General features: G+C 58.7%; 20 protein-coding genes and 1 pseudogene. 16 read left to right on the top strand and 5 right to left on the bottom strand.

Going from position 1 to position 22855, the window contains the following annotated elements; all coding sequences use genetic code 11:
* Window positions 1–235: 235 nt before the first annotated feature.
* The gene (locus tag KI235_RS11920) at window positions 236–1888 is read left to right on the top strand and encodes a hypothetical protein (protein WP_043042123.1); all 1653 of its coding nucleotides are present in this window, start codon (window positions 236–238) and stop codon (window positions 1886–1888) included.
* Window positions 1889–2124: 236 nt separating this feature from the next.
* Entirely contained in the window at window positions 2125–3234 is a 1110-nt protein-coding gene (locus KI235_RS11925) for a twin-arginine translocation signal domain-containing protein (protein WP_003200442.1), read from the top strand.
* Window positions 3235–3366: 132 nt separating this feature from the next.
* On the opposite strand, the gene KI235_RS11930 is transcribed toward KI235_RS11925, so the two are convergent.
* On the bottom strand, window positions 3367–4230 hold the full coding sequence (locus KI235_RS11930; RefSeq protein ID WP_027912433.1) for a LysR family transcriptional regulator: 864 nt from the start codon (window positions 4228–4230) through the stop codon (window positions 3367–3369).
* A gap of 111 nt (window positions 4231–4341) precedes the next feature.
* On the opposite strand from KI235_RS11930, the gene KI235_RS11935 reads away from it, so the two are divergent.
* The gene (locus tag KI235_RS11935) at window positions 4342–4950 is read left to right on the top strand and encodes a LysE family translocator (protein ID WP_212795756.1); all 609 of its coding nucleotides are present in this window, start codon (window positions 4342–4344) and stop codon (window positions 4948–4950) included.
* On the opposite strand, the gene KI235_RS11940 is transcribed toward KI235_RS11935, so the two are convergent.
* Complete coding sequence (locus KI235_RS11940) at window positions 4867–5769, bottom strand: helix-turn-helix transcriptional regulator (protein ID WP_081745371.1); 903 nt, start codon at window positions 5767–5769, stop codon at window positions 4867–4869. The genes KI235_RS11935 and KI235_RS11940 overlap by 84 nt on opposite strands.
* 178 nt (window positions 5770–5947) lie before the next feature.
* Here KI235_RS11940 and KI235_RS11945 point away from each other — a divergent pair, with 178 nt between their 5' ends.
* The 3 genes from KI235_RS11945 (at window position 5948) to KI235_RS11955 (ending at window position 9043) form a co-directional block, all read left to right on the top strand.
* Window positions 5948–7957, top strand: coding sequence for an FUSC family protein (locus KI235_RS11945; protein ID WP_244864297.1), 2010 nt, complete (start codon window positions 5948–5950; stop codon window positions 7955–7957).
* Complete coding sequence (locus tag KI235_RS11950) at window positions 7947–8180, top strand: DUF1656 domain-containing protein (protein ID WP_212795758.1); 234 nt, start codon at window positions 7947–7949, stop codon at window positions 8178–8180. The genes KI235_RS11945 and KI235_RS11950 overlap by 11 nt, the downstream gene beginning before the upstream one ends.
* Before the next feature lie 137 nt (window positions 8181–8317).
* A complete protein-coding gene (locus KI235_RS11955; protein WP_244864298.1) occupies window positions 8318–9043 on the top strand; it encodes an HlyD family secretion protein in 726 nt (241 codons plus the stop codon).
* A gap of 29 nt (window positions 9044–9072) precedes the next feature.
* Here KI235_RS11955 and KI235_RS11960 read toward each other — a convergent pair whose 3' ends face one another.
* Window positions 9073–9810 carry an NAD(P)-dependent oxidoreductase gene (locus KI235_RS11960; RefSeq protein WP_003200451.1) on the bottom strand — a complete coding sequence of 246 codons (738 nt, stop codon included), beginning with the start codon at window positions 9808–9810 and terminating at the stop codon, window positions 9073–9075.
* A 199-nt stretch (window positions 9811–10009) separates the two neighbouring features.
* On the opposite strand from KI235_RS11960, the gene KI235_RS11965 reads away from it, so the two are divergent.
* The gene (locus KI235_RS11965; RefSeq protein WP_013692936.1) at window positions 10010–10786 is read left to right on the top strand and encodes an EAL domain-containing protein; all 777 of its coding nucleotides are present in this window, start codon (window positions 10010–10012) and stop codon (window positions 10784–10786) included.
* Window positions 10786–11040 (top strand): annotated as a pseudogene (locus KI235_RS11970) (AAA family ATPase); the annotation flags it as partial. The gene KI235_RS11965 and the pseudogene KI235_RS11970, both read left to right, overlap by 1 nt.
* A 488-nt stretch (window positions 11041–11528) precedes the next feature.
* Here the strand turns inward: KI235_RS11970 and KI235_RS11975 are convergent.
* Together KI235_RS11975 and KI235_RS11980 are read right to left on the bottom strand one after the other, a co-directional pair.
* The gene (locus tag KI235_RS11975; protein WP_028236584.1) at window positions 11529–13094 is read right to left on the bottom strand and encodes a PAS domain-containing methyl-accepting chemotaxis protein; all 1566 of its coding nucleotides are present in this window, start codon (window positions 13092–13094) and stop codon (window positions 11529–11531) included.
* Window positions 13095–13717: 623 nt separating this feature from the next.
* Window positions 13718–14719, bottom strand: coding sequence for a GntR family transcriptional regulator (locus KI235_RS11980; protein WP_027912428.1), 1002 nt, complete (start codon window positions 14717–14719; stop codon window positions 13718–13720).
* Window positions 14720–15050: 331 nt separating this feature from the next.
* Here KI235_RS11980 and KI235_RS11985 point away from each other — a divergent pair, with 331 nt between their 5' ends.
* The 8 genes from KI235_RS11985 to KI235_RS12020 all read left to right on the top strand — a co-directional run bounded on the left by KI235_RS11985 (window position 15051) and on the right by KI235_RS12020 (window position 22806).
* The gene (locus tag KI235_RS11985) at window positions 15051–16427 is read left to right on the top strand and encodes an amidase (protein ID WP_212795759.1); all 1377 of its coding nucleotides are present in this window, start codon (window positions 15051–15053) and stop codon (window positions 16425–16427) included.
* A gap of 42 nt (window positions 16428–16469) precedes the next feature.
* Window positions 16470–17348: a polysaccharide deacetylase gene (locus KI235_RS11990; RefSeq protein ID WP_003200462.1), complete on the top strand. Its 879-nt coding sequence runs from the start codon at window positions 16470–16472 to the stop codon at window positions 17346–17348.
* A gap of 28 nt (window positions 17349–17376) precedes the next feature.
* Entirely contained in the window at window positions 17377–18717 is a 1341-nt protein-coding gene (locus KI235_RS11995; RefSeq protein ID WP_003200464.1) for an MFS transporter, read from the top strand.
* A gap of 10 nt (window positions 18718–18727) precedes the next feature.
* Window positions 18728–19489 (top strand): SDR family NAD(P)-dependent oxidoreductase, encoded by a 762-nt coding sequence (locus KI235_RS12000; RefSeq protein WP_003200466.1) that lies wholly within the window; start codon window positions 18728–18730, stop codon window positions 19487–19489.
* A 78-nt stretch (window positions 19490–19567) separates the two neighbouring features.
* Window positions 19568–20317 (top strand): SDR family NAD(P)-dependent oxidoreductase, encoded by a 750-nt coding sequence (locus tag KI235_RS12005; RefSeq protein ID WP_003200468.1) that lies wholly within the window; start codon window positions 19568–19570, stop codon window positions 20315–20317.
* A gap of 13 nt (window positions 20318–20330) precedes the next feature.
* Window positions 20331–20630, top strand: a complete 300-nt coding sequence (locus KI235_RS12010) for a hypothetical protein (RefSeq protein WP_003200470.1) — start codon at window positions 20331–20333, stop codon at window positions 20628–20630.
* Entirely contained in the window at window positions 20627–21601 is a 975-nt protein-coding gene (locus tag KI235_RS12015) for a GTP-binding protein (protein WP_043042125.1), read from the top strand. The genes KI235_RS12010 and KI235_RS12015 overlap by 4 nt, the downstream gene beginning before the upstream one ends.
* Window positions 21598–22806 (top strand): extracellular solute-binding protein, encoded by a 1209-nt coding sequence (locus tag KI235_RS12020; protein WP_039011521.1) that lies wholly within the window; start codon window positions 21598–21600, stop codon window positions 22804–22806. The genes KI235_RS12015 and KI235_RS12020 overlap by 4 nt, the downstream gene beginning before the upstream one ends.
* The last annotated feature ends 49 nt before the right edge of the window (window positions 22807–22855 follow it).

The raw sequence follows: 22855 nt of genomic DNA on the forward strand, positions 1-22855 counted from the left end.
CCGCTTACTGTTCTCGGAACGCTTACGCTGGAAGGCTTGTCACGGCCCACTGACGCACCGGCCCCCTGCGAGCTTGCGCGCACGATCCTCTTCCTCGTTTGGGGGAGCTGGTTTTCATTTTTATTACATCCTTTGGAACGCTTCTCTCTGCACGGTCACTCAGGTGTAAGGATGTCGCCGCTCATACCGGAGTCATTTGCATTCTTCTATCTGCCGATCACTACGAGGACATGCCATGGATACGCCTAATGTACGTGCAAGCCGCGAGCTGACTCGTGTACCTGATGAGATACAGCAGGAAGCAACGCAACAGACCTCTCACTCTCCTGACCTCGGCGCTATCGGGTTAGCGATGAGCACGCGGCTTCAAAACCATTTCGAGGCTCACCTTGAAACAGAAGCCGGCTCCGATCAACCCGCTGCCCCTGCTTCAAGCGCCCGCAACGCGGAGCTGAACGCCATTCGCGATGACCGTGCTCTACGGTTGGAGGCAGGAGGCTATAATGTCCATGACATGGAGAAGGCGGAAAAAAACGCCGCCAGAGCCGACAGATTGTTTGCGTCTATAAAGTCCGGGATGGGGGGGACGCCCTTTGCGGCGCTCACCGAGGCAGGCAATTTCAAGCCGTCCATCCTCCAGGTAGCGGGCCAGCATGCCAATACCGTACGCGAAGCGGCTATAGAGAACGCTATGGCATGCTTGTATGCCGGTATGGCGGATGCTGGTGGTAACAAGCTGATTGCAGGCTTCAAGCCTGGTTATTACCTTAAACCCGAGAGCAATACGCTGCACCCGGCGCTTCAAGCATCAGTGGCGGAAAAGCTGCTGGCGTTGGACAAAGGTCCATTGCGCAATGCTTTTGACGAAGCCAACAAGTGGCTTACCGGGTTTGCCGTACGTAATACTGCAATGTACGCGTCAACGCTTGCCATGACGGCTGCTGGCAAAGAGCACCTGGATGCAGTCCTGCAGCCTGCCCTACGGCCGGTCACGGCTATCATCGTGGGTATGGCAATCGAGCATTACAATGTGAGCCGCGATCGCACTAACCATTTAGCTGACCCGGCAATGCTCTATGGTCGTCGCGATGCTGTACCGCAAGGGCAGGCTCATAAGCCTATTGATCAAGATACCGAATGGCTGGATGACTTCCAGACGTTAAAGGATCTCGATGCCACTGCCCTGGTCAAGATGGTCTCCGCGCGGCTGGGTGAAGGCGCGGCTACGGCTCTGAATGCGGTCATCAGCGGCGATGCCTTGAAAGAGATAGCAGACCCGGTCAGTGTCTTAGGAAATGGTCTCCTGATTGGCGGTTTTTCTGCCATGGGCGCGGGTACAGCCGCCACAGCCAACTTGGCCAAGTCGAAGGAGCTGGGAAAAATGGCGGCTACCGCAGCCTCGGAGGGTGTAAAAAACGTATTGGGTACCCTGGCTTTCGGGCTGTGGGCAGCTGGCGCCTCGCTAGGTGGATCATTGCCGAAAAAAGCCGTCGCTGCTGTCGATGCCCATGTACCAAAAGCTGTAGAAGGGAGCGCAGATGCAGCTGGCCGGGTGGCGGTCAAGGGAGGTGAGCTTGCAGTCAAGACATCGCTCACTGGCGCCAGGTTTGCCAAGGAGACAGCTGTTTCAGCGAGCAACCACGCAAAAAGTGCAGCCCAAGCGGCAGGGGATGGAGTCATTAGCGTTGCTAGCGCCATTGGCACCACCTCCCAATCGGCCTGGGACAAAAGCGTGGGCGCCCTGAGGCAACGCCCCACGGCCACCTCTCAAAGCCAAGTCGTTCATGGTCAGAGCGTGCCCATGCAGCCGCTCGCAGCTACGCAGGTCCAAACGTCGTCCTCAGTACCCGCGCGTCCGCCTGCTCAGGATGATGGCGATATCGTGTAGCAGCCTTCCTCGTCGCGCATTGTCGTCTTTCCCTAATGTCCAGGGATCGGACACCAGATACGAGTCTCGTTCCCCGCTCCAGGATTCAGAAAAAAGCCACTCGATGAGTGGCTTTTTTGTGCCTGTCGAAAAAAACGAGTTGAGTTATAAAGAAGCTCAAGAGCGCTACGGCACTCAGGGCTAACGCCCGCCCATTAACCAAACGTCAGGCGTTCAAAGATGGGAGGCGTAGTTCAATGTTGACGAGAAGAAAGTTCATCACTGCTGCTGCAGCAACGGGGGTGGGTGCCGCAGGGGCCCTTGCGTTCCACACCTTGAGCAAGGGCAGTGTGGAATATGAGCATGCCGTGAAGCAGATATGGCGTCACAGCGAACTCGATTCGAGTAACGTTCCTGCAGTACTGCGCGAACTTGTGCGCTACGCAACCCTGGCGCCATCCAGTCACAACACCCAGTGCTGGAAGTTCGGGCTGGACGATCAGTCGATTTCAATCCTGCCTGACTATCAACGCAGATGTCCGATTGTCGATCCAGACGATCACCACCTTTTTGTCAGCCTCGGCTGCGCCGCCGAGAACCTTGTGCAGGCAGCGGCAGCGATGGGCTTTAGGGGTGATGCCGTTTTCAATACCGGGAAAAACGAATCATGGAACATCTCCTTGGAGCGCGCAGCGCAGGTCCGAACTCCGCTTTTCGAGGCAATCCCGCGTCGGCAGTCGACCAGGGCCGAATTTGATGCCAAGCCTCTTTCAAACGACGAACTGCGGCTTCTGGAAATAGCCGGCTCGGGAAATGGCGTTCGGGTTCAGTTGCTCACGGATAAACAGGACATGGAGAATGTCCTTGACTTCGTGGTTCAGGGAAACACCGCACAGATGCGTGATCCGGCATTTGTGCGCGAACTCAAAGAATGGTTGCGTTTCAACGGAGGGCAGGCTGCGAGGCAGGGCGACGGACTGTTTACAGGTTCTTCCGGCAACCCAACTGTCCCCAGTTGGCTTGGTGGCCTGATGTTTGATTTCTTTTTTTCCGAAGAGTCCGAAAATGACAAGTACGCGCGACATGTTCGGAGCTCCTCCGGCATTGCGGTATTTGTTTCAGCGCTTGAGGACAAGCATCACTGGATCGAGGTGGGTCGTGCCTTTCAACGGTTTGCTTTGCAGGCAACGGCGATGGATGTTCGAACCGCTCACCTTAATCAGCCGGTGGAAGTCGCGTCACTCAGGCCGCAGTTCGCCAAATCAATCGGTATCTTGGGTGAAAGGCCTGATCTTGTCATTCGGTTCGGTCGTGGACCCGAGATGCCCAGATCCTTGAGGCGCCCAATTGAAGCCGTACTGTTGTAGACGCCTGACAATTCGTTCCAGCGGACGTTGGGGTGAAACAGGTGTAAACCTATTTCAGGACCACCTTGCTCTAGGGTATCGGCATGGTGGCGATCCGGCTTTCCACCTGATTACCTCCCCAGAGCCGGTTGACTACGCCTGAAGTCTTAGCGCGCTGATGATAAAAGCATGAAGGCTATTGACTGCTTTAGACCCGCGAGAGGTTCGGCTACGTAGAATCGACACTTCCATAGGTTCAATGTTTCCTAAGCCGTGTTCGTTGCTTAAGACGTGAAGCGATGGCTGCACGCTGCACTGAGTGATCGCGGCGATAGCGAGTCCTCCCTCGACTGCGGCCACCTGGCCAGCAAGGCTGGAGCTGTTGTATACCACCTTGAATTCACGTCCCTGCTGGGTCAGTGAGTTCACTGCATAGCGTCGAGCCAGGCTCTCCCTTTCGTAGACTGCAATGGGCACCGGGTCTCGCCTCCATAGTTCGAACTGGGGTGAACCCACCCAAACCATGGGTTCCTTGAAGAGGAATGTGCCGCTTTGAGGCGTGTCCCTGGACACCAGCGCAAGATCAAGATCGCCGCTTCGCACACGTGGTATCAGCGTGGTCGACTGTTCACAGGTCAACTCTATTTCCACGCCTGCGTAGCGCGGCGAAAAGCGCTTCAGAACGGGCGTGAGATACTTTGCCGCGTAGTCCTCCGCGACGCCAAGGCGGATTCGTCCGGTTAACTCTTCACCGTGAAATGCCGCTTGGGCTTCTGCGTGGAGCGCAAGTATGCGGCGGGCGTAGCCCAGCAGCGTCTGGCCGTCAGCGGTCAGGTGTAGGTGCCTCGGGCCACGACTCAATAGCGGCCGTCCAAGGGCTGCCTCCAGCTTCTTCATCTGCATGCTGACAGCTGATTGCGATCTGTTGACCTCGTGGGCTGCACCCGATAGAGAACCTGCATCCACCACTGCCACGAAACACTTGAGCCAATCGGTCTGCAAATCGCTGGCAGGCATCGCTGTCACCTCTATTCGTTAATCGAATGGCTACGACGTGAATTATGCGCTTTTCATGGCGGCTGTTCACTCGCAGGATGCTGATCAGGATCGACACACTGGGATCGGATCATGCCATTTGAGACTTGGTTGCTCTATCTGTTTACCTGCTGCGGCATAGCGGTAGTGCCAGGACCCAATGCGCTATTAGTGCTTACCCATGGAGCCATTCATGGGAGCCGAAAAACGTTGTTCACTATCACGGGTGGCGTTCTCGGCTTTGCCGTCGTGCTTTCACTTTGCGCATTGGGATTGGGGGCGCTGATCCAGGCGTCGGCCACCTGGTTCACAGCGTTGAAGATAATCGGCGGGCTTTATCTGATCTGGTTGGGATTCGGGCTGTGGCGCTCCCCACCCGTGAGTCTTGATGCAACGGGTACCAGGAACTTCCGAGGCTGGTCGCTGTTCCGCCAGGGGTTGGTATCGGCCATTTCAAATCCCAAGGCGCTGCTGCTATTCACCGCATTTATCCCGCCATTCCTGGATCCCCACAGAAGCATCATCGCGCAGACGGTCGTCATCGCATTGACTTACGCCGTGGTGGAGTTCGTCGTTGAGTATCTAGTGGCCAGCGCTGCGCACCAAGTCAGGCCGTGGTTAGCCCGAACCGGGTGGCGATTCAATAAAGTCTGTGGTGGTTTTTTTGTTCTTTTCGGGTTGGTTCTGCCCGTCCATGCTTGAAGCCATGCTTCGTTTTGGAGCCGACGGCAGCAGCGCTCCACGTTGTGCAAAATACTGTGCGGGCGTGCTCCCCAGGGCCTTTTTGAACATAGTGATAAAGGCGTTGACCGAGTTATAGCCCAGCTCGGTTGCAACGTTCTGCACCTTCGAACCACTGGCCAACTCTCGCAGTGCAACGACAAGGTGCAACTGTTGCCGCCAGCGTCCAAACGTAAGGCCCGTCTCACGAATCATCAATCGAGACAGCGACCTGTCGCTCATCGCCACGCGTTTGGCCCATTCGGCTGACGTACTGCGGTCGGAAGGGGTGAGCGTCAGTGCATGGGCTATCGCACGAATTTTTGGATGACTGGAGATGGGGAGGTTGAAGCGCTCACGCGGCATTTCGACCAGTTCGTCGAGGATCACTCTCGCAAGCCTGGCGGCATGGCCAACCGGAGGATAATCGGCAGGCTCCTGTGCCAGCCGATCAACCATTTCCCGGATCATCGGGGAGATGGACAGCGTGCAGCAATCCTCGGGCAGCTTCGCCGCTCCGGGGTTCACGAACAGATAATTGAGCCGGGCATTCGCTGTCGCCCGTGCGCTATGGGGCACGCCGCCCGGAATCCAGACACCGCAGTTGGGCGGTACGATCCAGATCTCGTTGTCCGCAGTACAAGTGACCGCCCCGTGCAGCGCGAGGATCAGTTGACCCTTGCGATGCACATGCGTCGGCACTTCCGCTTGGTGATCTGCAAAGTCGAGCTGCCGGGCCACCGCCGTCCGATCCGTGAGGTCGGGGTCGAAGACAGAGACGGCTGATGGTGTGAGTGGCATCGGTTGGCAGCTTTTAGGGATATTTTGGAAGAATACTGAATTTATTTGCGTTGGCAACGCAGCAATAATGGTTCGCATGAACATCCTATCTGCTGTGAACAAACCACCTGGGCGCGCCGACGTCGGCATAGCGCACGCGGTAGTGTCTCTCCTGCAAACTCCTGCCATGAGGGCAGATGTGGACGCGTTGCTGTTTTCGGCGAAGAGCTTTGCCGCGGCGATGTTGGCCTACTATGTTTCGCTGCGTATAGGACTTGCCAATCCCTACTGGGCAATAGTGACTGTCTACATCGTCTCGCAGACGTCTGCGGGTGCGTCGCTCAGTCGCGGTGTCTGTCGCTTCGTGGGAACCCTCGCCGGGGCGGCGGCAACGGTGGCAATCATTCCGAATTTCGTGAACGACCCTATCGTATGCAGCGTGGTGCTCGCCTGCTGGATCGGCCTGTGTCTTTATTTCTCGCTGCTTGATCGCACGCCAAGAGCCTATGCTTTCGTTCTTGCGGGTTATACCGCGAGCCTGATCGGATTTCCCTGCGTCCTTGATCCAGGCACGGTGTTTGATACAGCCTCTGTGCGGGTCCAGGAAATCTCCATCGGGATACTGTGTGCGGTTCTAGTGCATCGCTACATCCTGCCCAAGCGTATGACGGGTCAGTTCATTGGCAAGCTGTTGGCAGCGCTGCGGGACGCCCGTCAGTTGGCAGCTGACGCCTTGAAGGGAGCGCCGAGCGAGAATCGTCGCGACCGCACCCAGCTCGCAGTAGATCTTCTTGCCCTTCAGGGGCTTGCAACGCACCTACCCTATGATCCTGCCCCTGGGCTGCGGCACGAGTCGGTACAGTTGATCCATGACCGGCTCGCGCGATTGCTTGCGCTCGCTGCGGAGATCGAGGACCGGATCCATTCCCTGGGTATGGACGGCTACAACGCGCCCGATGAACTGGTCGCTTTGCTCGATGACATTGCGACGTGGATCCCGGCTGTCGAGGCGGTCGACCGGGAGGGCGTGGCAATGTGTTTAATCGCCCATGCACGCGAGATCAACAAACGTTTCGACGTAGACGCCGCAGCGCCTGGCGTCAGGCTCGCCGCTAATCTCGCCGGTTATCTTGGCGAAATGATTGGCCTGCTCCAGGACTGCGACAACCTGGGGCGCCACATCGTGACTGCCGACCTATCACACGAGGCGACAGTGCTTCATTGGCCCAAGCCCGCGAAGGGCTACATCTATCACCGCGATCGCTGGATGGCGGGCCGGGCCGCGTTGGGTGCCATCGTCGGCATCCTGATCAGCTGCGCTTTCTGGATCTGGTCGGCCTGGCCTGAGGGCGGGACAGCCGTATCGATTTTCGGCGTATGTTGCACGCTGTTCGGGAATGTCGATGCGCCAGCCCCTAACGTCATCAAATATATGCTCGGCTCGATCTATGGGGTGGTCATCAGCTTTGCCTACAGCTTCGTCATTCTTCCTCAGGTCACGGACTTCGCTCTCCTTGTTGCAGTGCTAGCACCGGCGTTCCTGTTCGCGGGTTCCCTGCAAGCGCGTCCGCCGACAACGTTCATGGCACTCGGTATCACCCTGACCATTCCGATTCTATCGGGGCTGCGCGCCACCTACGCCGGCGACTTCGCTGCATCCCTCAATACTGTTGTTGCGCTCTTCGCGGCGGTCGGATTCGGGGCGGTCAGCATGACCTTGTTCCAGACCGTCCCGGTCGACGCGGCGATCAGCCGGTTGCTTCGATTGAGTCGCAGGGGCGTCAGCCGTCGAGCGCTGGGTAATGTAGCCGATGACCGGCATTGGACGAACCTTATGATCGATCGCACGGCGCTGCTGCTACCAAGGCTACGGGTGTCCAACAAAGGCTATTCAGATGTTCTCGACGATACCTTGCACCATCTGCGCGTCGGGCACGCTGTTGGGTCGCTTCGCAAGATCATCCCGCAGGTTGACGGCAACATTGCCGAAAAGCTGGGTGAGCTGCTTTGCGCGATCGCCGCACGCTTCAGCGCCAGAGACCTTAAGGATCATGTTGATCCGATCGGTTTTGACCAGCGTATCGAGACCTTGCAGGTGATGATCGCTGACAGCTCGATCAACGACCGCTCCCGGATCGCCGAGCTGCTCATGGACCTTGGATTTGCACTAGGTCCCAGTCATACGGCGAGTGCGCCTCATGATCGTTGATCTCGACGTCGGTGGCGTCCTCATCCCCGGTTTACTGGCGCTGGTATTCGTCGCCATTTTTGCCACCGTCGCGATAATCCGCGTCCTCCGCGTCCTCCGCGTCCTCCGCGTCGTGGGCATCTACCGCCTGTTCGCTCACTGGCCGCTCGTCGAACTCGCCATTTTCGCGCTCATCTACGGTTTGCTCGTGCAGCATCTGCCCTCAATCGGACACTTATCTTGAAGCCTGTTCTATCCTTGCTCAGCCGCTATGCCCTGACTCTTTGCCTCGTTGCTGGCGCCACGCTCATTGCGCTAGGGGCTTGGAACCATCACGAGCGAACGCCCTGGACTCGCGACGGGCGAGTGAGCGCGGATGTCGTGCAAATCGCACCGGAAGTCTCCGGTACTGTCAGTGCCGTCCCGATCGTTGATAACCAGTATGTCCATCGGGGTGACATTCTTTATGTGATCGACCCGCAGCGGTATCGACTCGCATTGGCGGCGGCCGAAGCCGACGTCGAAGCCAAGCGTCAGGATAGGCTCGTTCGCCAGGCGGCGGCGCGGCGGCGCGGCCAACTCCGCGATATCGTGTCCCAAGAAGATGTTCAGCAAACAGGAGGTGCGGCTGCGGTGGCGGGCGCCACCTATCAAGCAGCGCTGGCGGCTCTGGACCTCGCCAAACTCAATCTCGCCCGCTCTACTATCCGCTCGCCGGTCGATGGCTATGTCACTAACCTGAGGTTGCGTCCCGGCGACTATGCGACGGCCGGTTCGGCAACGGTTGCTGTCCTCGACGCGGCGAGCTTCTGGGTCACTGGTTATTTTGAAGAGACGAAGATCCGGCAGGTCCACGTCGGCAAACCGGCGCGGATCATGCTGATGGGCTTTGATCAGCCTGTGTCGGGGCATGTCGAAAGCATCGGTCGCGGGATCGAGAACAGTAACGATTCGCCAGGTCATCTCGGCCTGCCAAATGTGGCGGCGACATTTACCTGGGTGCGTCTTGCGCAGCGGATCCCGGTTCGTATCCATATCGATAGGGTGCCAGCAGGCGTTGAATTGGCCGCAGGCATGACCGCGAGTGTTGAGATCATCCCGCTTTGAGGCGTTGTGCTTTTCAGCCAGCCAACCAATCAGGGGAGGGCATGTCCCTCTAAAATCTCGAATCCGTCGTCAATGGGTGCGTAACCAACCACTTCACGGGTCTTATCAATGGAAAGGCGCTTGTATCTATTGTCTGATACGCCATGAACCACATGGAACCCGTTCAGCTCCGCATCCACGCAACTTCTAAGTAACGCTACGACATCCCTCTCGCTGATAAACGCAGCTACATCTCTGTGGCTGTGGGTCTCTCCAGGCTGAAACTCGGCTACGTTTGCAATGCGGACTGCAATGGTCGTCATTTGACCATCGTTTGCATACATCGATGCGAGAGCCTCCCCAAATGCTTTGCTGACCCCATAAAGATTTCCTGGCCTGGGCGACATGTGTTCATGTACCTGGACGTCCTTTGGGTAACCCTCAATGGCTTGGGCACTGCTCGCAAATATGAACCGCCTGCAACCTTGTGCCTTCGCGGCGAACAGCATGTTGTAGGTGCCAACAATATTTACAGGCAGGAGGGAAGTCATGAAGTTAGCGTCTGGACTCGGGTCAGCAGCCAGATGAATCACGGTGTCGATGCCTTCGCAGGCCTCAAGGCAGCTTGACTGATCCCTGACATCAAGAGAGAAACTTTGCGCTGGTTTCGGAAATTTCCGTACATCGATATCAGCGAGGCGCAAATCCAATCTGTCGGCTTGCGCGGTCCAAAAAGCAGTGCCAATCCGACCCGCCGCACCTGTGACTAAAATTTTTCGCGCGCTCATGTGTATGTGTCCTTACCGTTAAGCTGCATTGAGCATTTGAGATCAGCAGTGCCTGATACATGTCGCACCGATCAAGGTGAGCGGTGGGGGGGCCGGCCGATAGTGTTTCAGAAACTTCGGCCCGCGCCGACTCAGGTGGTGTCGGCTACAGTTCCTTGTAACCGCAGGAATGTATCACGACCGCCACGGAATATTGATCATGACGAAACACCCTCCGTTCCAATCGCTTGGCTGCGCCGAATGCCGCAACCACGAGGCATTGGGGTTTGATTTCACCATGGCCTTCCAGCCTATTTTCAACGTCCGGACACGCGCTGCGTATGCTTATGAGGCGTTGGTCAGAGGCGTCAATGGCGAGTCGGCTGGCTACATCCTGGGGCTCGTGAACGACAGCAACCGCTACCGATTCGACCAGGCCTGCCGGGTGAAAGCCATCGAGGAGGCCGCAAGGCTGGGCCTGCTGGAGATTCCCGATTGCCTGCTGAGCATTAATTTCCTGCCCAACGCCGTATATCGACCAGAGACGTGTATCCGGGCCACCCTGGAAGCGGCGCGCCTGACCCATTTTCCGCCGGAAAGGCTCATGTTCGAAGTGACCGAAGGCGAGAAGGTGGTGGACCCCGAGCACCTCAAATCGATTTTCGTGGAGTACGAGCGCCAAGGTTTCATTACCGCCGTCGACGATTTTGGCGCGGGCTATTCGGGCCTTAATCTGCTGGCCATGTTCCAGCCGCAGGTGCTGAAGATTGACATGGCACTGACCCGAGGCATCGATCAAGACTCGGTCAAACAAGCGATTGTCGAAGGCATCATCCTGGTTGCCAGGCGCTTGGATATCCTGGTCATCGCCGAAGGTGTCGAGACTCGTGAAGAAAGCTCGACGCTTCTGGGCATGGGAATCGAGCTGATGCAGGGATATTTGTATGCAAGGCCCGAGGTCGGTCATCTCCCGGCTGGATGCTTTGACTTGGGTTGATGTGCCTCGATTTTCCTGCCAACACCCCAGCAGATCGTCATTGGCTACGCAGCCTGGCTGACACTGCGAAAGTCCCTCACCGTGTTCACTACATCGAAGTTGAAGATGACACCTGCCGTCGCAGGCTGCACCACAGGAATGCGCGTGCCGAGCATGACTTCGCAGCCACTGATGCTGAATTCGATCTGATCACGAGCTACTTTCGTGCACCAGACCAGGCGGAAGGGCTGGATGTGGTCATACACCGGACTTGATCCGTTGAAAATGTCGGCGCATTGAAAGTGGGTTTGTAGCTCGCGAAATACGGGGCATCGAATCCATAGGCTCGATACGGCAGGAGTCCTTCACGATCCCATCCAGTTATCCAAGAAATCCGTGAGTATGTCTGTGGATAACTGCGCTGAGGCCAGGTAGGCAGAGCGTTTTAACGGGTGCTCAAAAAATGTACAGGCAGATTGGTATCATCCCGCCGTAGGCCATTGAATTTAAACAGGGCGCTGAAAACCGGGATCACCTTGCATGCATGTTCATCGACTCCATTCGAGAAGTGGCGAGCTTGGCAGCTGGAATGTCTGACAACAAAAAGCCCGCGCATGACGGGCTCTCTGTATGGGGTCAAATCCTTTTGTCTGTTCAATCTGTGCTTCGTACTGTAAATATTTCGTGAAAAGCACGTTGCGGGAGCGAAATAACCGGCCCTCAAAAGCCCGCGTAAGGCGTGCTTCTCCATGAAGAAGATCGGTTAACGGTTGAACCGCTCGACCAATGAGTACTGCGTGGACGCGGTCCTGGTCAGTTCCTTATTCAGATCTGCCGATTGGTGCGCCTGTTCCGAGGTTTTATCGGCCAAGTGGGCAATGGTCGTAATGTTTCGGCTGATTTCCTCGGCGACGGCAGTTTGCTCTTCAGTGGCCGCGGCAATCTGGGTGGTCATCTCGGTGATGTGGGAGACCGCTTCGCTGATGCCCACCAATGCCTTGTCTGCCTCCAGTACCCAGGTCACGCCTTCCTGGGCCTGACGATGACCGCTCTCCATGGTCTGCACGGCGTTGTTGGACGACGCCTGGAGCTTGGTGATCAGATCATGGATCTGGGTGGTGGATTGCGAGGTGCGTTGGGCCAGTTGGCGAACCTCATCGGCCACGACGGCGAAACCCCTGCCCATGTCACCGGCGCGCGCTGCTTCGATGGCGGCATTTAATGCCAGCAGATTGGTCTGGTCGGCGATTCCTTTGATCACGTCAACGACTGTTCCTATTTCATTGCTGTCTTTGGCCAGCTGTGCAACGGTCAGGCCTGTCTCGCCGACCGCGGCGGAGAGGCGCTCGATCGCCTCTCGGGTGTCTCGGGCCACATCGCGGCCGCGATTGGTCAGCAGGTTAGCTTGTTGAGTAGCGTCAGCCGTGCGCTGGACGTGGCTGGCGACTTCCTGCGTGGTCGCGGCCATCTGGTTAACCGCGGCAGACACCTGTTCGGTTTCGACGCGCTGACGATCCAGCCCTTTCGAGCTGTCCGTGGCAAGTACATCGGATTGTTCCGCCAGTTTGCTGAGTTGCTCGGCGGTGTCTTGCAGGCGCGTCAGGCAAGTCTTCAGGCGCGAAGTCTGGCTGACGAAGGCGGTTTCCAGGCGCGCTTGTGGTCCGCGCGCATCGCTGTACATCTGAGCGATCAGTAAGTCGGAGGTAGAGGGCTCTGCCATCTGCAGCAGGCGCAAAGTTCCTCGCATCTGCCAGCGTGAAGAGAGCAGGCCGATCGGCACGGCGATGCCTACGGCTACGGCAATCGCAATGGGCGTGCTGAAGAACAAGCCGCCCATGGTGCCTGCCAGCCCCATGGCTAAGAACGGCAAGCAATCCAGCAGGGACGCTTGCCAAGCATCTTGGCGGGGGACGGCTGGTTTTCCCTGGCTGATGCGCTTATACAGGGACTCAGCTCGACGAATCTGATCAGTCGTCGGTTTGATTCTCACCGATTCAAAGCCCACCACCTGACTGCCTTCAAATATTGGTGTGACGTAGGCGTTGACCCAGTAGTGATCGCCGTTCCTGGAACGGTTCTTGACGATACCCATCCATGGGCGGCCTTGCTTGAGCGCACCCCACATATGGGCAAATACGGCAGGGGGGACGTCAGGATGGCGGACGATATTTTGCGGGGCGCCAATTAGATCGGCTCTATCAAACCCACTGATCTCCACGAAGGCGTCGTTGCAGTACGTGATAACGCCTCGCTCATTGGTTGTCGAGATGAGTTTCTGTTGAGGCGCGAGTGAAATTTCACGCTGCGTAACTGGCTGATTATTTCTCATTCCGACTGTTCCTTGATTCCTTGAGGAGGCCATCGGCCGGTATTTGAAAAAAATGAGCGCAGCTCTATAAAAAATTCTTTTATAACAATGAGTTGCATTTATTTTTCAAGCTGTTTTGGTTCGAATCGCTCTTTTGGATATAGGCTTGTTCTTGATTGAAAAAAACCGTTGTTACCATCGAAGAGACTAGCTCTTCTATTAACAATCAGTCAGTTGTCTATCGAGGTTTTTCCCGTGCTATTTCTGTCGCGGAGATCATTGCCAGTGTTCCTCAGTTTTGGGACTTGGAGTATGAGCGGATCAAAGGGGCCCTCTGAAGCCGCATGACGCGATGCGCAAATGCCGTAGGGCACTTCCAATGTCCTGACGTAACGTAAAGGGGATGGCGACAAGGCGCTGAACTTGGAAGGGCACAGGGCGGACCGATCCGGAGTACTTGATGATGCTGATAAAAAACAATTCATCCCAAACTGACGAACCGGGTGTACAGGTTCATCCTCCACGCCGCACAGCGCCTGCCGGCTCCGGGTGTTAACGAGGTGCTTGTATTGCTGCTGCTATTGCCAATGGTGTGGCAGGTGGGAACGGCCATGGAAATGAAACGGTACGCGCCGAACCTGCTTTCAGCTCAGTCTGGTCAGATACGCCGGCACTTGTTGCTCAGGGAGCACTGACAGAACCTTCAACCGCTGCAACATGCGTTGGCGGGCGCGGTGGAGGTGTTCCTTGAGGTTCAGCGCAGCGGCGTCGAATGCGCCATGCAATAGCAGCTCTAGAATCAGGCGGTGCTCGGCCAGCATGGCTTCGTCGGGACCGAGGCCCAACTGACTGTAAAAAATCCGACTGATGATCCTCGGGCTCTGGGCCTGTCGGATCAGTGTTGCGATCTTGCGATTGTTTATTCCGGCGAGGCAGTGGTAATGCAGGTCTTCTTCAAGTTGCTCGATGCATGCGAGGCTGCAATGTGGGTTGCTCTGTGCCTCTTTAACCCGAGCCAGCATCGCTTCAAGGGTCTCCCGGCTAAGTCCTGGTGCGCTCTGGCGTAACGCCTCAGGTTCAAGGCAGGCGCGCAACTCGTAGTCTTCGGTGACCTCCCTGGCGGTGAGCGGGCCGGCCAGCCACTGGGAGTAGGGTTCCTTTTCCACCAGGCCGCGGTCACGCAGACGCATCAATGCCTCGCGTATCACCGCCCGACTGACGCCGTAATGCTCGGCGGCCTTTTGCTCGTCGAGCCGATAGTGCCCGAAAGCAATACAGGTCGATAAAGCCGAGCCAATCTCGTCGAACATCCGCTCGCCCAGCGGCCGGGTATCGACCAGTTCTTCGCTGCTATCAAGGCCGAGTTGCTTGTGGGTAACGGCCAGCCGCAGTGGCTCCACTTCAACCCCCTTCGGGTTGACCAGATAACCGCGGCCGTCGAATCGACTGATCAAGCCTTCCTTGTGCAGCAGGTCCAATGCTTTGCGTACCGGTACGCGGCTGGTTCCGAACAGTTCGGCCAGAGGTGCTTCGAGCAGGACGAGTCCTTGAGCCACCTCTCCATTCACGATGGCGTCACGCAGGACCTGGCGGATCATGGCGTAGCGCGATGCAGTGCGGTAATCCTCGGCGGTCATCGATCTCATACGCTTCTCGAAAGGCGGGGGCAGATTCTCGCACAAGTCTGTTGTCACCGTGGACCACGTCATTTGTGCGCGTTCGTTGGGCCGTTGTTACTGATCTGCACCAAAACGGATATTTTTTAATTAGTACATTATTGGTGTTGTTGGCTGATCATGCATGAAAGGCTTCGCAAAATTGAAATATCCACCCGCTTGGAAAGGTGTCTAGCCCGTGTGCTAGCTGCAGGCTGCTTGCTCAGGTGAGCGCCCTGACATTCCTTCATCGCTCATTCTGGCACGCTATCTGCTCTTTAAAACGTACATTTTAATAATGAATACGTTTTTGGTGGATCAGATGTCCTACACCATTCCTCAATTACCGTTTGAAGCCGATGCATTGGCGATGGCGGACGCATTCGCCTCGGGCAGCAGCGACCCGGTCAAGGCGTTGGAAGAAACGCTGGCCAGGGTGGCGGCAGTCGATGACGTGTTCATCTCTCTCTGTTCGGCGCGTGCCTTTCGCGAAGCCCACTCATCGGCCGCACGCTGGAAGGCCGGACAGCCGGCAAGCGCACTGGACGGCGTCCCCGTTGCTTGGAAAGACATGTTCGACGTCGCAGGCAGTCCAACGACCGCAGGCGCTGCCGTGCGCCGCGACATTACGCCAGCGCTGCTTGACGCTAATGTCGTAGGCCTACTGGCGAAAGCCGGAATGGTCAGCGTCGGGAAAACAAACCTAAGCGAGTTCGCTTACTCAGGCCTTGGACTCAATCCCCATTTTGGAACGCCGCACAATCCAGTCGGGCTGGACCAGCCACGCATTCCGGGCGGCTCGTCCTCAGGCTCAGCGGTCGCGGTCGCGGCGGGAATCGTACCGATTGCCATGGGCACGGATACCGCTGGGTCAATCCGAATTCCAGCGGCCTTCAATGGGCTGGTGGGGTTTCGCAGCAGTTGCAGGCGCTACAGCCGCGAAGGCGTCTTCCCGCTCGCGCATACCCTCGACAGTGTCGGGCCTCTGACACGTAGCGTGCGTGATGCCTTGGCTATCGATGACATCCTGTGCGGGCGCACCAAGTCGACATCACTCATCCCTCACAGTTTGGCAGGGCGGCGTTTTTGGGTCGACCAGGCGGTCCTTGATGATGCACGTGTAGAACCTGCGGTACGTGACAACCTGCTGAACTGCTTGAGCGTATTGAAAGATCACGGTGCGCTGATTGACCTGCGGCCTTCGCCAGCCTTTCAAGCGACGCTTCAGCTTATCGAGCAGCAAGGCTGGCTCGGCGCCCCTGAGGCTTTCGCCCTGCATCAGCCTCTGCTCGACAGCGATGCCGCCACCCGACTCGACCCCCGCGTGCGACGCCGTCTGGAAGCCGCACGTGCATTTCCCGCCAGCCAGTTGATCAACCTCCACAGCGCGCGCAACCGGCTGCAGCAACAAATGACCGATGAGCTGGATGGGGCGTTTTTGATCACACCAAGCGTAGCCCATGTAGCGCCACCTCTGTCGCCACTGGAAGCCGATGACGAGCTTTTCGTGCATACCAATCTCGCTACGTTGCGCCTGACCATGCCCGGCAGTTTGCTGGATCTGCCGGGTGTGTCACTGCCGAGCGGCCGCGATGCGCTCGGTTTGCCCACCGGCATGTTGATTAGCGCGCCTGCGGGCGAAGACTTTCGATTGTTGCGCGCGGCGCTGGCAGTGGAAGCCGCGTTGCGCCAGCCCTGAAACATCCCACGACTGATTTGATAAAACTGCAGGAGAACAACGATGGCTAAAGAAATTCTGTGCGCCTTCGGCGTCGACGTAGACGCCGTGGCAGGCTGGCTGGGCTCATATGGTGGTGAGGATTCGCCCGACGATATTTCCCGCGGTCTGTTCGCCGGCGAAATTGGCGCCCCGCGCTTGCTCAAGTTGTTCGAGCGTTACGGCCTGCGCACCACCTGGTTTATCCCCGGGCATTCGATGGAAACCTTCCCCGAACAGATGAAGGCCGTGGCCGACGCCGGCCACGAAATCGGCGTGCACGGCTACAGCCATGAAAACCCGATTGCCATGACCGCCGAGCAAGAAGAAATCGTGCTCGATAAATCCATCGAGCTGATCACCCAAGTCACCGGCAAACGCCCCACTGGCTACGTCGCGCCGTGGTGGGAGTTCAGCAAAGTCACCAACGAGCTGCTGCTGAAAAAAGGCATCAAATACGACCATAGCCTGATGCACAACGACTTCCATCCCTACTACGTGCGCAAGGGCGACAGCTGGACCAAGATCGACTACAGCCAGCACCCCGACACCTGGATGAAACCCCTGGTGCGCGGCGAAGAAACCGATCTGGTGGAGATTCCGGCCAACTGGTACCTCGACGATTTGCCGCCGATGATGTTCATCAAAAAGGCCCCCAACAGTCACGGTTTCGTCAACCCGCGCCACCTCGAGGAAATGTGGCGCGACCAATTCGACTGGGTCTACCGCGAACACGAATACGCGGTGTTCACCATGACCATCCACCCCGATGTATCCGGTCGCCCGCAAGTGCTGCTGATGCTTGAGCGTCTGATCGAACATATCCAGAGCCATGCCGGCGTGCGCTTCGTCACTTTCGACGAAATCGCCGACGACTTTATCCGCCGCCAACCGCGTACCTGACACCCACCCATTCTCCGAGGCGCGATTCATGTCTATCTACAACAAGCTTGACCTGACTGGTTGGAAACCCCGGCAGTTGACGTCCCAGGAAGTACGCTTCGCCACCTGGATCGCCTTCTTCGCCTGGGTGTTTGCGGTGTATGACTTCATCCTGTTCGGCACCTTGCTGCCCGAGATCGGCCGGCACTTTGGTTGGGGCGAAGTGGAGCAAGCTGAAATCGCGACCTGGGTGGCAGTCGGTACCGCGGTTGTCGCGTTGGCCATCGGGCCGATCGTCGACAAACTGGGGAGACGCAAAGGGATTATCTTCACGGTGGCCGGTTCCGCACTGTGCTCGGCGCTGACCGCGATTGGCGGGGCGTGGGGCAAGTCGCCGCTGATTCTGATCCGTTCGTTGGGCGGCCTGGGCTATGCCGAAGAAACCGTCAATGCCACCTATTTGACCGAGTTGTATGGCGCCTCGGAAGACCCGCGGCTGACCAAACGCCGCGGCTTTATCTACAGCCTGGTGCAGGGTGGCTGGCCGGTCGGTGCGTTGATCGCGGCGGGCTTGACCGCGTTGTTGCTGCCGATTATCGGTTGGCAGGGCTGCTTCATCTTCGCCGCGATTCCGGCGGTGGTGATTGCGATCATGGCGCGCAAGCTCAAGGAGAGCCCGCAGTTTCAGATCCACCAGCGCATCACTGAGCTGCGTAAAAACGGCGCGGTGACCGAGGCGCAGAACGTCGCCGTGACCTACGGCGTCGACTACGACGAACACAGCAAGGCAGGCCTCAAAGCCGCGTTCCGTGGCCCGGCCCGTCGCGCCACCTTGGTGATCGGCGCTGCGCTGTTGCTCAACTGGGCGGCGATCCAGGTGTTCAGCGTGTTGGGCACCTCGGTGATCGTCAGCGTGCACCACATCTCGTTCGAGAACTCGTTGATCATCCTCGTGCTGTCGAACCTGGTGGGTTACTGCGGCTACCTCAGCCACGGCTGGATGGGCGACAAGATTGGCCGCCGCAATGTGATCGGCCTGGGCTGGATGCTCGGTGGCCTGTCGTTTGCCGGGATGCTGTTCGGCCCGAGCAACATGCCGATGGTGGTCGGGCTGTACAGCCTGGGCCTGTTCTTTCTGATCGGGCCGTACTCGGCGGCGCTGTTCTTTATCAGTGAAAGTTTCCCTACCAGCATCCGTGCCACTGGTGGCGCGATCATTCATGCCATGGGTCCGATTGGCGCGGTGGTCGCAGGGTTTGGCGCCACCCAGGTGTTGTCTGCCGGCAGTGACTGGCAGACCGCCGCACTGTGGTTCGGCGCGGTGCCATGCTTCTTGTCCGGTGCCCTGATGTTTGCCGCACGCCATGTGCGTCCGGAAACCGTTCAGTAAGGAGTTTTTGATGAGCCGTAAAGTTGCCTTGATTACCGGTGCCGCCAGCGGCATCGGTCAAGCCCTCGCCGTGGTCTATGCGCGCACTGGTGTGGCGGTCGTCGGCGGGTATTACCCGGCCGATCCCCATGACCCGCAGACCACGGTGGCGTTGGTGGAAGAAGCCGGTGGCGAGTGCCTGATGCTGCCGCTGGACGTGGGCGATACCGCTTCTGTGGACGCCTTGGCCGCACAGGCCGTGGAGCATTTCGGCCGGCTGGATTACGCCGTCGCCAACGCCGGTTTGCTGCGCCGTGCGCCGTTGCTGGAAATGACCGATGCGCTGTGGGACGAGATGCTCAACGTCGACCTGACGGGGGTGATGCGCACCTTTCGCGCGGCGACTCGGCATATGGGCGAAGGCGGCGCGCTGGTGGCGATTTCGTCGATTGCCGGTGGCGTGTATGGCTGGCAAGAGCACAGCCATTACGCAGCGGCCAAGGCAGGTGTGCCAGGGTTGTGTCGTTCGCTGGCGGTGGAGCTGGCGGCCAAGGGCATTCGTTGCAATGCGGTCATCCCGGGGTTGATCGAGACGCCGCAGTCACTGGATGCGAAGAACTCCCTCGGACCGGAAGGCTTGGCGAAAGCGGCGAGGGCGATTCCGTTGGGGCGGGTAGGGCGCGCGGATGAAGTGGCTTCATTGGTGCAGTTCTTGACCAGTGATGCATCGAGTTACCTGACCGGGCAGAGCATCGTGATTGATGGCGGCCTGACCGTACGCTGGCCTGACTGACTGTACTGGATCAAAAGTGTGGGAGCGGACTTGCTCGCTCCCACATTGGAACTGTGTTTTTTTCGGGAGATTGTTTACATGCCCCAACTGACTAATCGCCGCGCCGTGATCACCGGCGCCGGTAGCGGTATCGGTGCCGCCATCGCCCGTGCCTATGCGGCAGAAGGCGCGCGCCTGTTGCTGGCCGACCGCAACGCCGTCAGCCTCGCCGAAACCGCTATCACCTGCCGCAACCTCGGCGCCGAAGTGGTGGAGTGCCTCGCCGATGTGGGCACCGTCGAAGGTGCCCAGGCCAGTGTCGACCGCTGCGTCGAACATTTCGGCGGCATCGACATTCTGGTCAATAACGCTGGCATGCTCACCCAGGCACGCTGCGTCGACCTTTCCATCGAGATGTGGAACGACATGCTGCGCGTCGACCTCACTAGCGTATTCGTGGCCAGCCAGCGTGCCTTGCCGCATATGCTCGCTCAGCGTTGGGGGCGGATCATCAACGTGGCCTCGCAACTGGGCATCAAGGGCGGCGCCGAACTCACCCATTATGCCGCGGCCAAGGCCGGGGTGATCGGCTTCACCAAGTCCCTGGCGCTGGAAGTCGCCAAGGACAACGTGCTGGTCAATGCCATCGCTCCGGGGCCAATTGAAACGCCATTGGTCGTCGGGATCAGCGACGACTGGAAGCGCGCCAAGGCCGCCGAGTTGCCCCTCGGCCGTTTCGGCCTGGCGGATGAAGTGGCGCCCACCGCCGTGCTGCTGGCCAGCGAGCCGGGTGGCAACCTGTTTGTTGGCCAGACCCTAGGCCCGAATTCCGGCGATGTCATGCCATGAGTGAGGTGTAGCCATGTGCGGACTCTGCGGTTTGCTCGGCGAAGACCTGCACTGGAGCGACCCCCTGGGCGATGAGCTGCCCAGGCGCCGCGAACGCCTGCGCCGCATCGCGGCAATCAATCAGGTACTGTCGGTGTTCCGGCTCAAGGTCGAAGACTTTCAGGGTGCCTCTTATCTGCTGCTCGGCGCGACCGGCAAGCAAGAACTGGCGAGTGGCCTGGATCAACTCTGGCGAGCGGCCGAAACCATGCTCGGTCGCCCGTTGGACCCCCTGGACCCGCGCCTGTTGGATCACTTGGAGTCAGCCGTATGAGCATCGCTCTCAACGTCATCACCGGTTTCCTCGGCAGCGGCAAGACCACCTTGCTCAAGCGCCTGCTGCAAGGCGAGAGCCTCGGCGATACCGCTTTGCTGATCAATGAATTCGGTGACGTCGGCATCGACCATCTGCTGGTGGAAGAAGTCGCCCCGGATACTGTGCTGCTGCCCAGTGGCTGCATCTGTTGCTCGATTCGTGGCGAACTCAAAGACGCCTTGCTCGGCCTGTTGCAACGCCGTGAGCGTGGCGAAATCCCGGCGTTCAAACGGGTGATCCTGGAGACCACCGGCCTGGCCGACCCGGCGCCAATCCTCGCCACGTTGAACAACGATGTGCAATTGCGCGGACGCTTCCACATCGGCTTGGTGGTCACCTTGGTTGACGCCAGCCATGCCGCGCTGCAAGAGCGTCTGCATCCGGAATGGCTGGCCCAGGTCGCCGCCGCGGACCGCTTGCTGTTGAGCAAGACCGATTTGGTGGAGGACTGCGCCCCACTGCGAGCGCACCTGCAAGCGCTCAATGCCGGTACGCTGATCCTCAATACCTGCGACGTGCGCTGCGGCGATCAACTGTTGCTCGGTGAAGGTCTGCGCAGCGCCGAGCCGACAGTGGAAGTCGGTCGCTGGCAACTGCATCGCAGTACCAGTGCCACCCACGGCGCTGCGCAAGTGTGCAGCCTGACCTTCGACCAGCCGCTGGATTGGGTCGGCTTCGGGGTTTGGTTGTCGATGCTGTTAAGATGCCACGGCGAACGAATTCTTCGTGTCAAAGGACTGCTCAACGTGAACACCAGTAACGCCCCCATCGTCATTCATGGTGTGCAGCATTGTTTGCATGCCCCGGTGCATTTGCCCGCCTGGCCGGGCACTGACCGACAATCGCGGCTGGTGTTTATCCTGCGTGGCCTCGATCCCGCGCTGCTGCGGCGCTCCTTTGACGTGTTCTCCCAGCGGTTCGCCGCATGATCACACTCCGCGTCCTTGGCACCTCTGTGACCTTGCTCGAATGCCTGCGTGTTCGTGCGGAACAGGAGTTGGGCATTCGCCTGGTGTACCAGGTGCACGACGTCGAACAGGCCCAGCGCATCGCGGTGATGCAGCCCGACAGCTACGACCTGTACGACCAGTGGTTCCACAACGTCGACTTCGTATGGCCGGCCCGGGCGATCCAGCCCATCGATACGCGGCGCATTGCGTTGTGGCATGAGATCAACGACCTGCCCAAGCGCGGCCGCCTGTCCGCCAACGATCGGTTGGGCAGCGGCAGCGTGCCTAGCGAGCGCTTATTCGTGCAGCACGATGGCAGCCTCGGCAGCACCGTCACTGAGCGAATCAGCATGCTGCCCTTGACCCATAACGCCGACAGTTTCGCCTACCGGCCCGAGCGCTTGCCCGAGGGTTTTCGCCACGACAATGAAAGTTGGGGGTGGTTGCTCGACCCCGCGTGGCGTGCGCGCACTGCGCTGCAAAGCGATGCGGCCATCGGTGCCCTGGATGCTGCGCTGGCGGCGCAGGGCGCGGGGCTGGCGCGCTTCAAGGACATCGGCAACATGAGCATCGAAGAGATCGATGTGCTGGCCGATATTCTGGTGCGCAAACAGAGGGAAGGTCACTTTGCGGCGTTCTGGTCCGATGACGAGGAGGCCGCGCAATTGATGCTCAGCCCGAGCATCGATATCCAGAGCCTGTGGTCGCCGACGTTGATGCGCCTGCATCGCGCCGGGGTGAAATACCGTCTGGCGGTACCTCGCGAGGGCTACCGCGCCTGGTTCGGCGGTTTGTCATTGTCGCGCCACGCCCAGGGCCCGGTGCTGGATGCGGCCTACGCATACCTCAATTGGTGGTTGTCCGGCTGGCCCGGCGCGGTGATGGCGCGTCAGGGTTACTACATCAGCAACCCGGCGCGCAGCCGCGACCATCTGAGCAGTGCCGAGTGGGATTACTGGTACGCCGGTCAACCTGCGCGAGAGGAGTTGCTGGGCAGTGATGGTTTGCCGCTGATTGACATCGGTGATGTGCGCGATGGCGGTTCCTATGAGCAGCGCATGGGGCACATCGCTGTGTGGAACTCGGTGATGGATGAGCACAACTATCTGGTGCGTCGCTGGGGCGATATTTTACGGGCGGGGGCGAAAGGCTCCCGCAGGCCGGGGAATGGCGGGCCGTGCTGACATCTATGGTGATACCCACAGGTCCTGCTGACGCCGGTCTCATGACCAG

Source organism: Pseudomonas sp. St386 (assembly GCF_018325865.1).
In the GTDB taxonomy this organism is placed as follows: Bacteria; Pseudomonadota; Gammaproteobacteria; order Pseudomonadales; family Pseudomonadaceae; genus Aquipseudomonas; species Aquipseudomonas brassicacearum.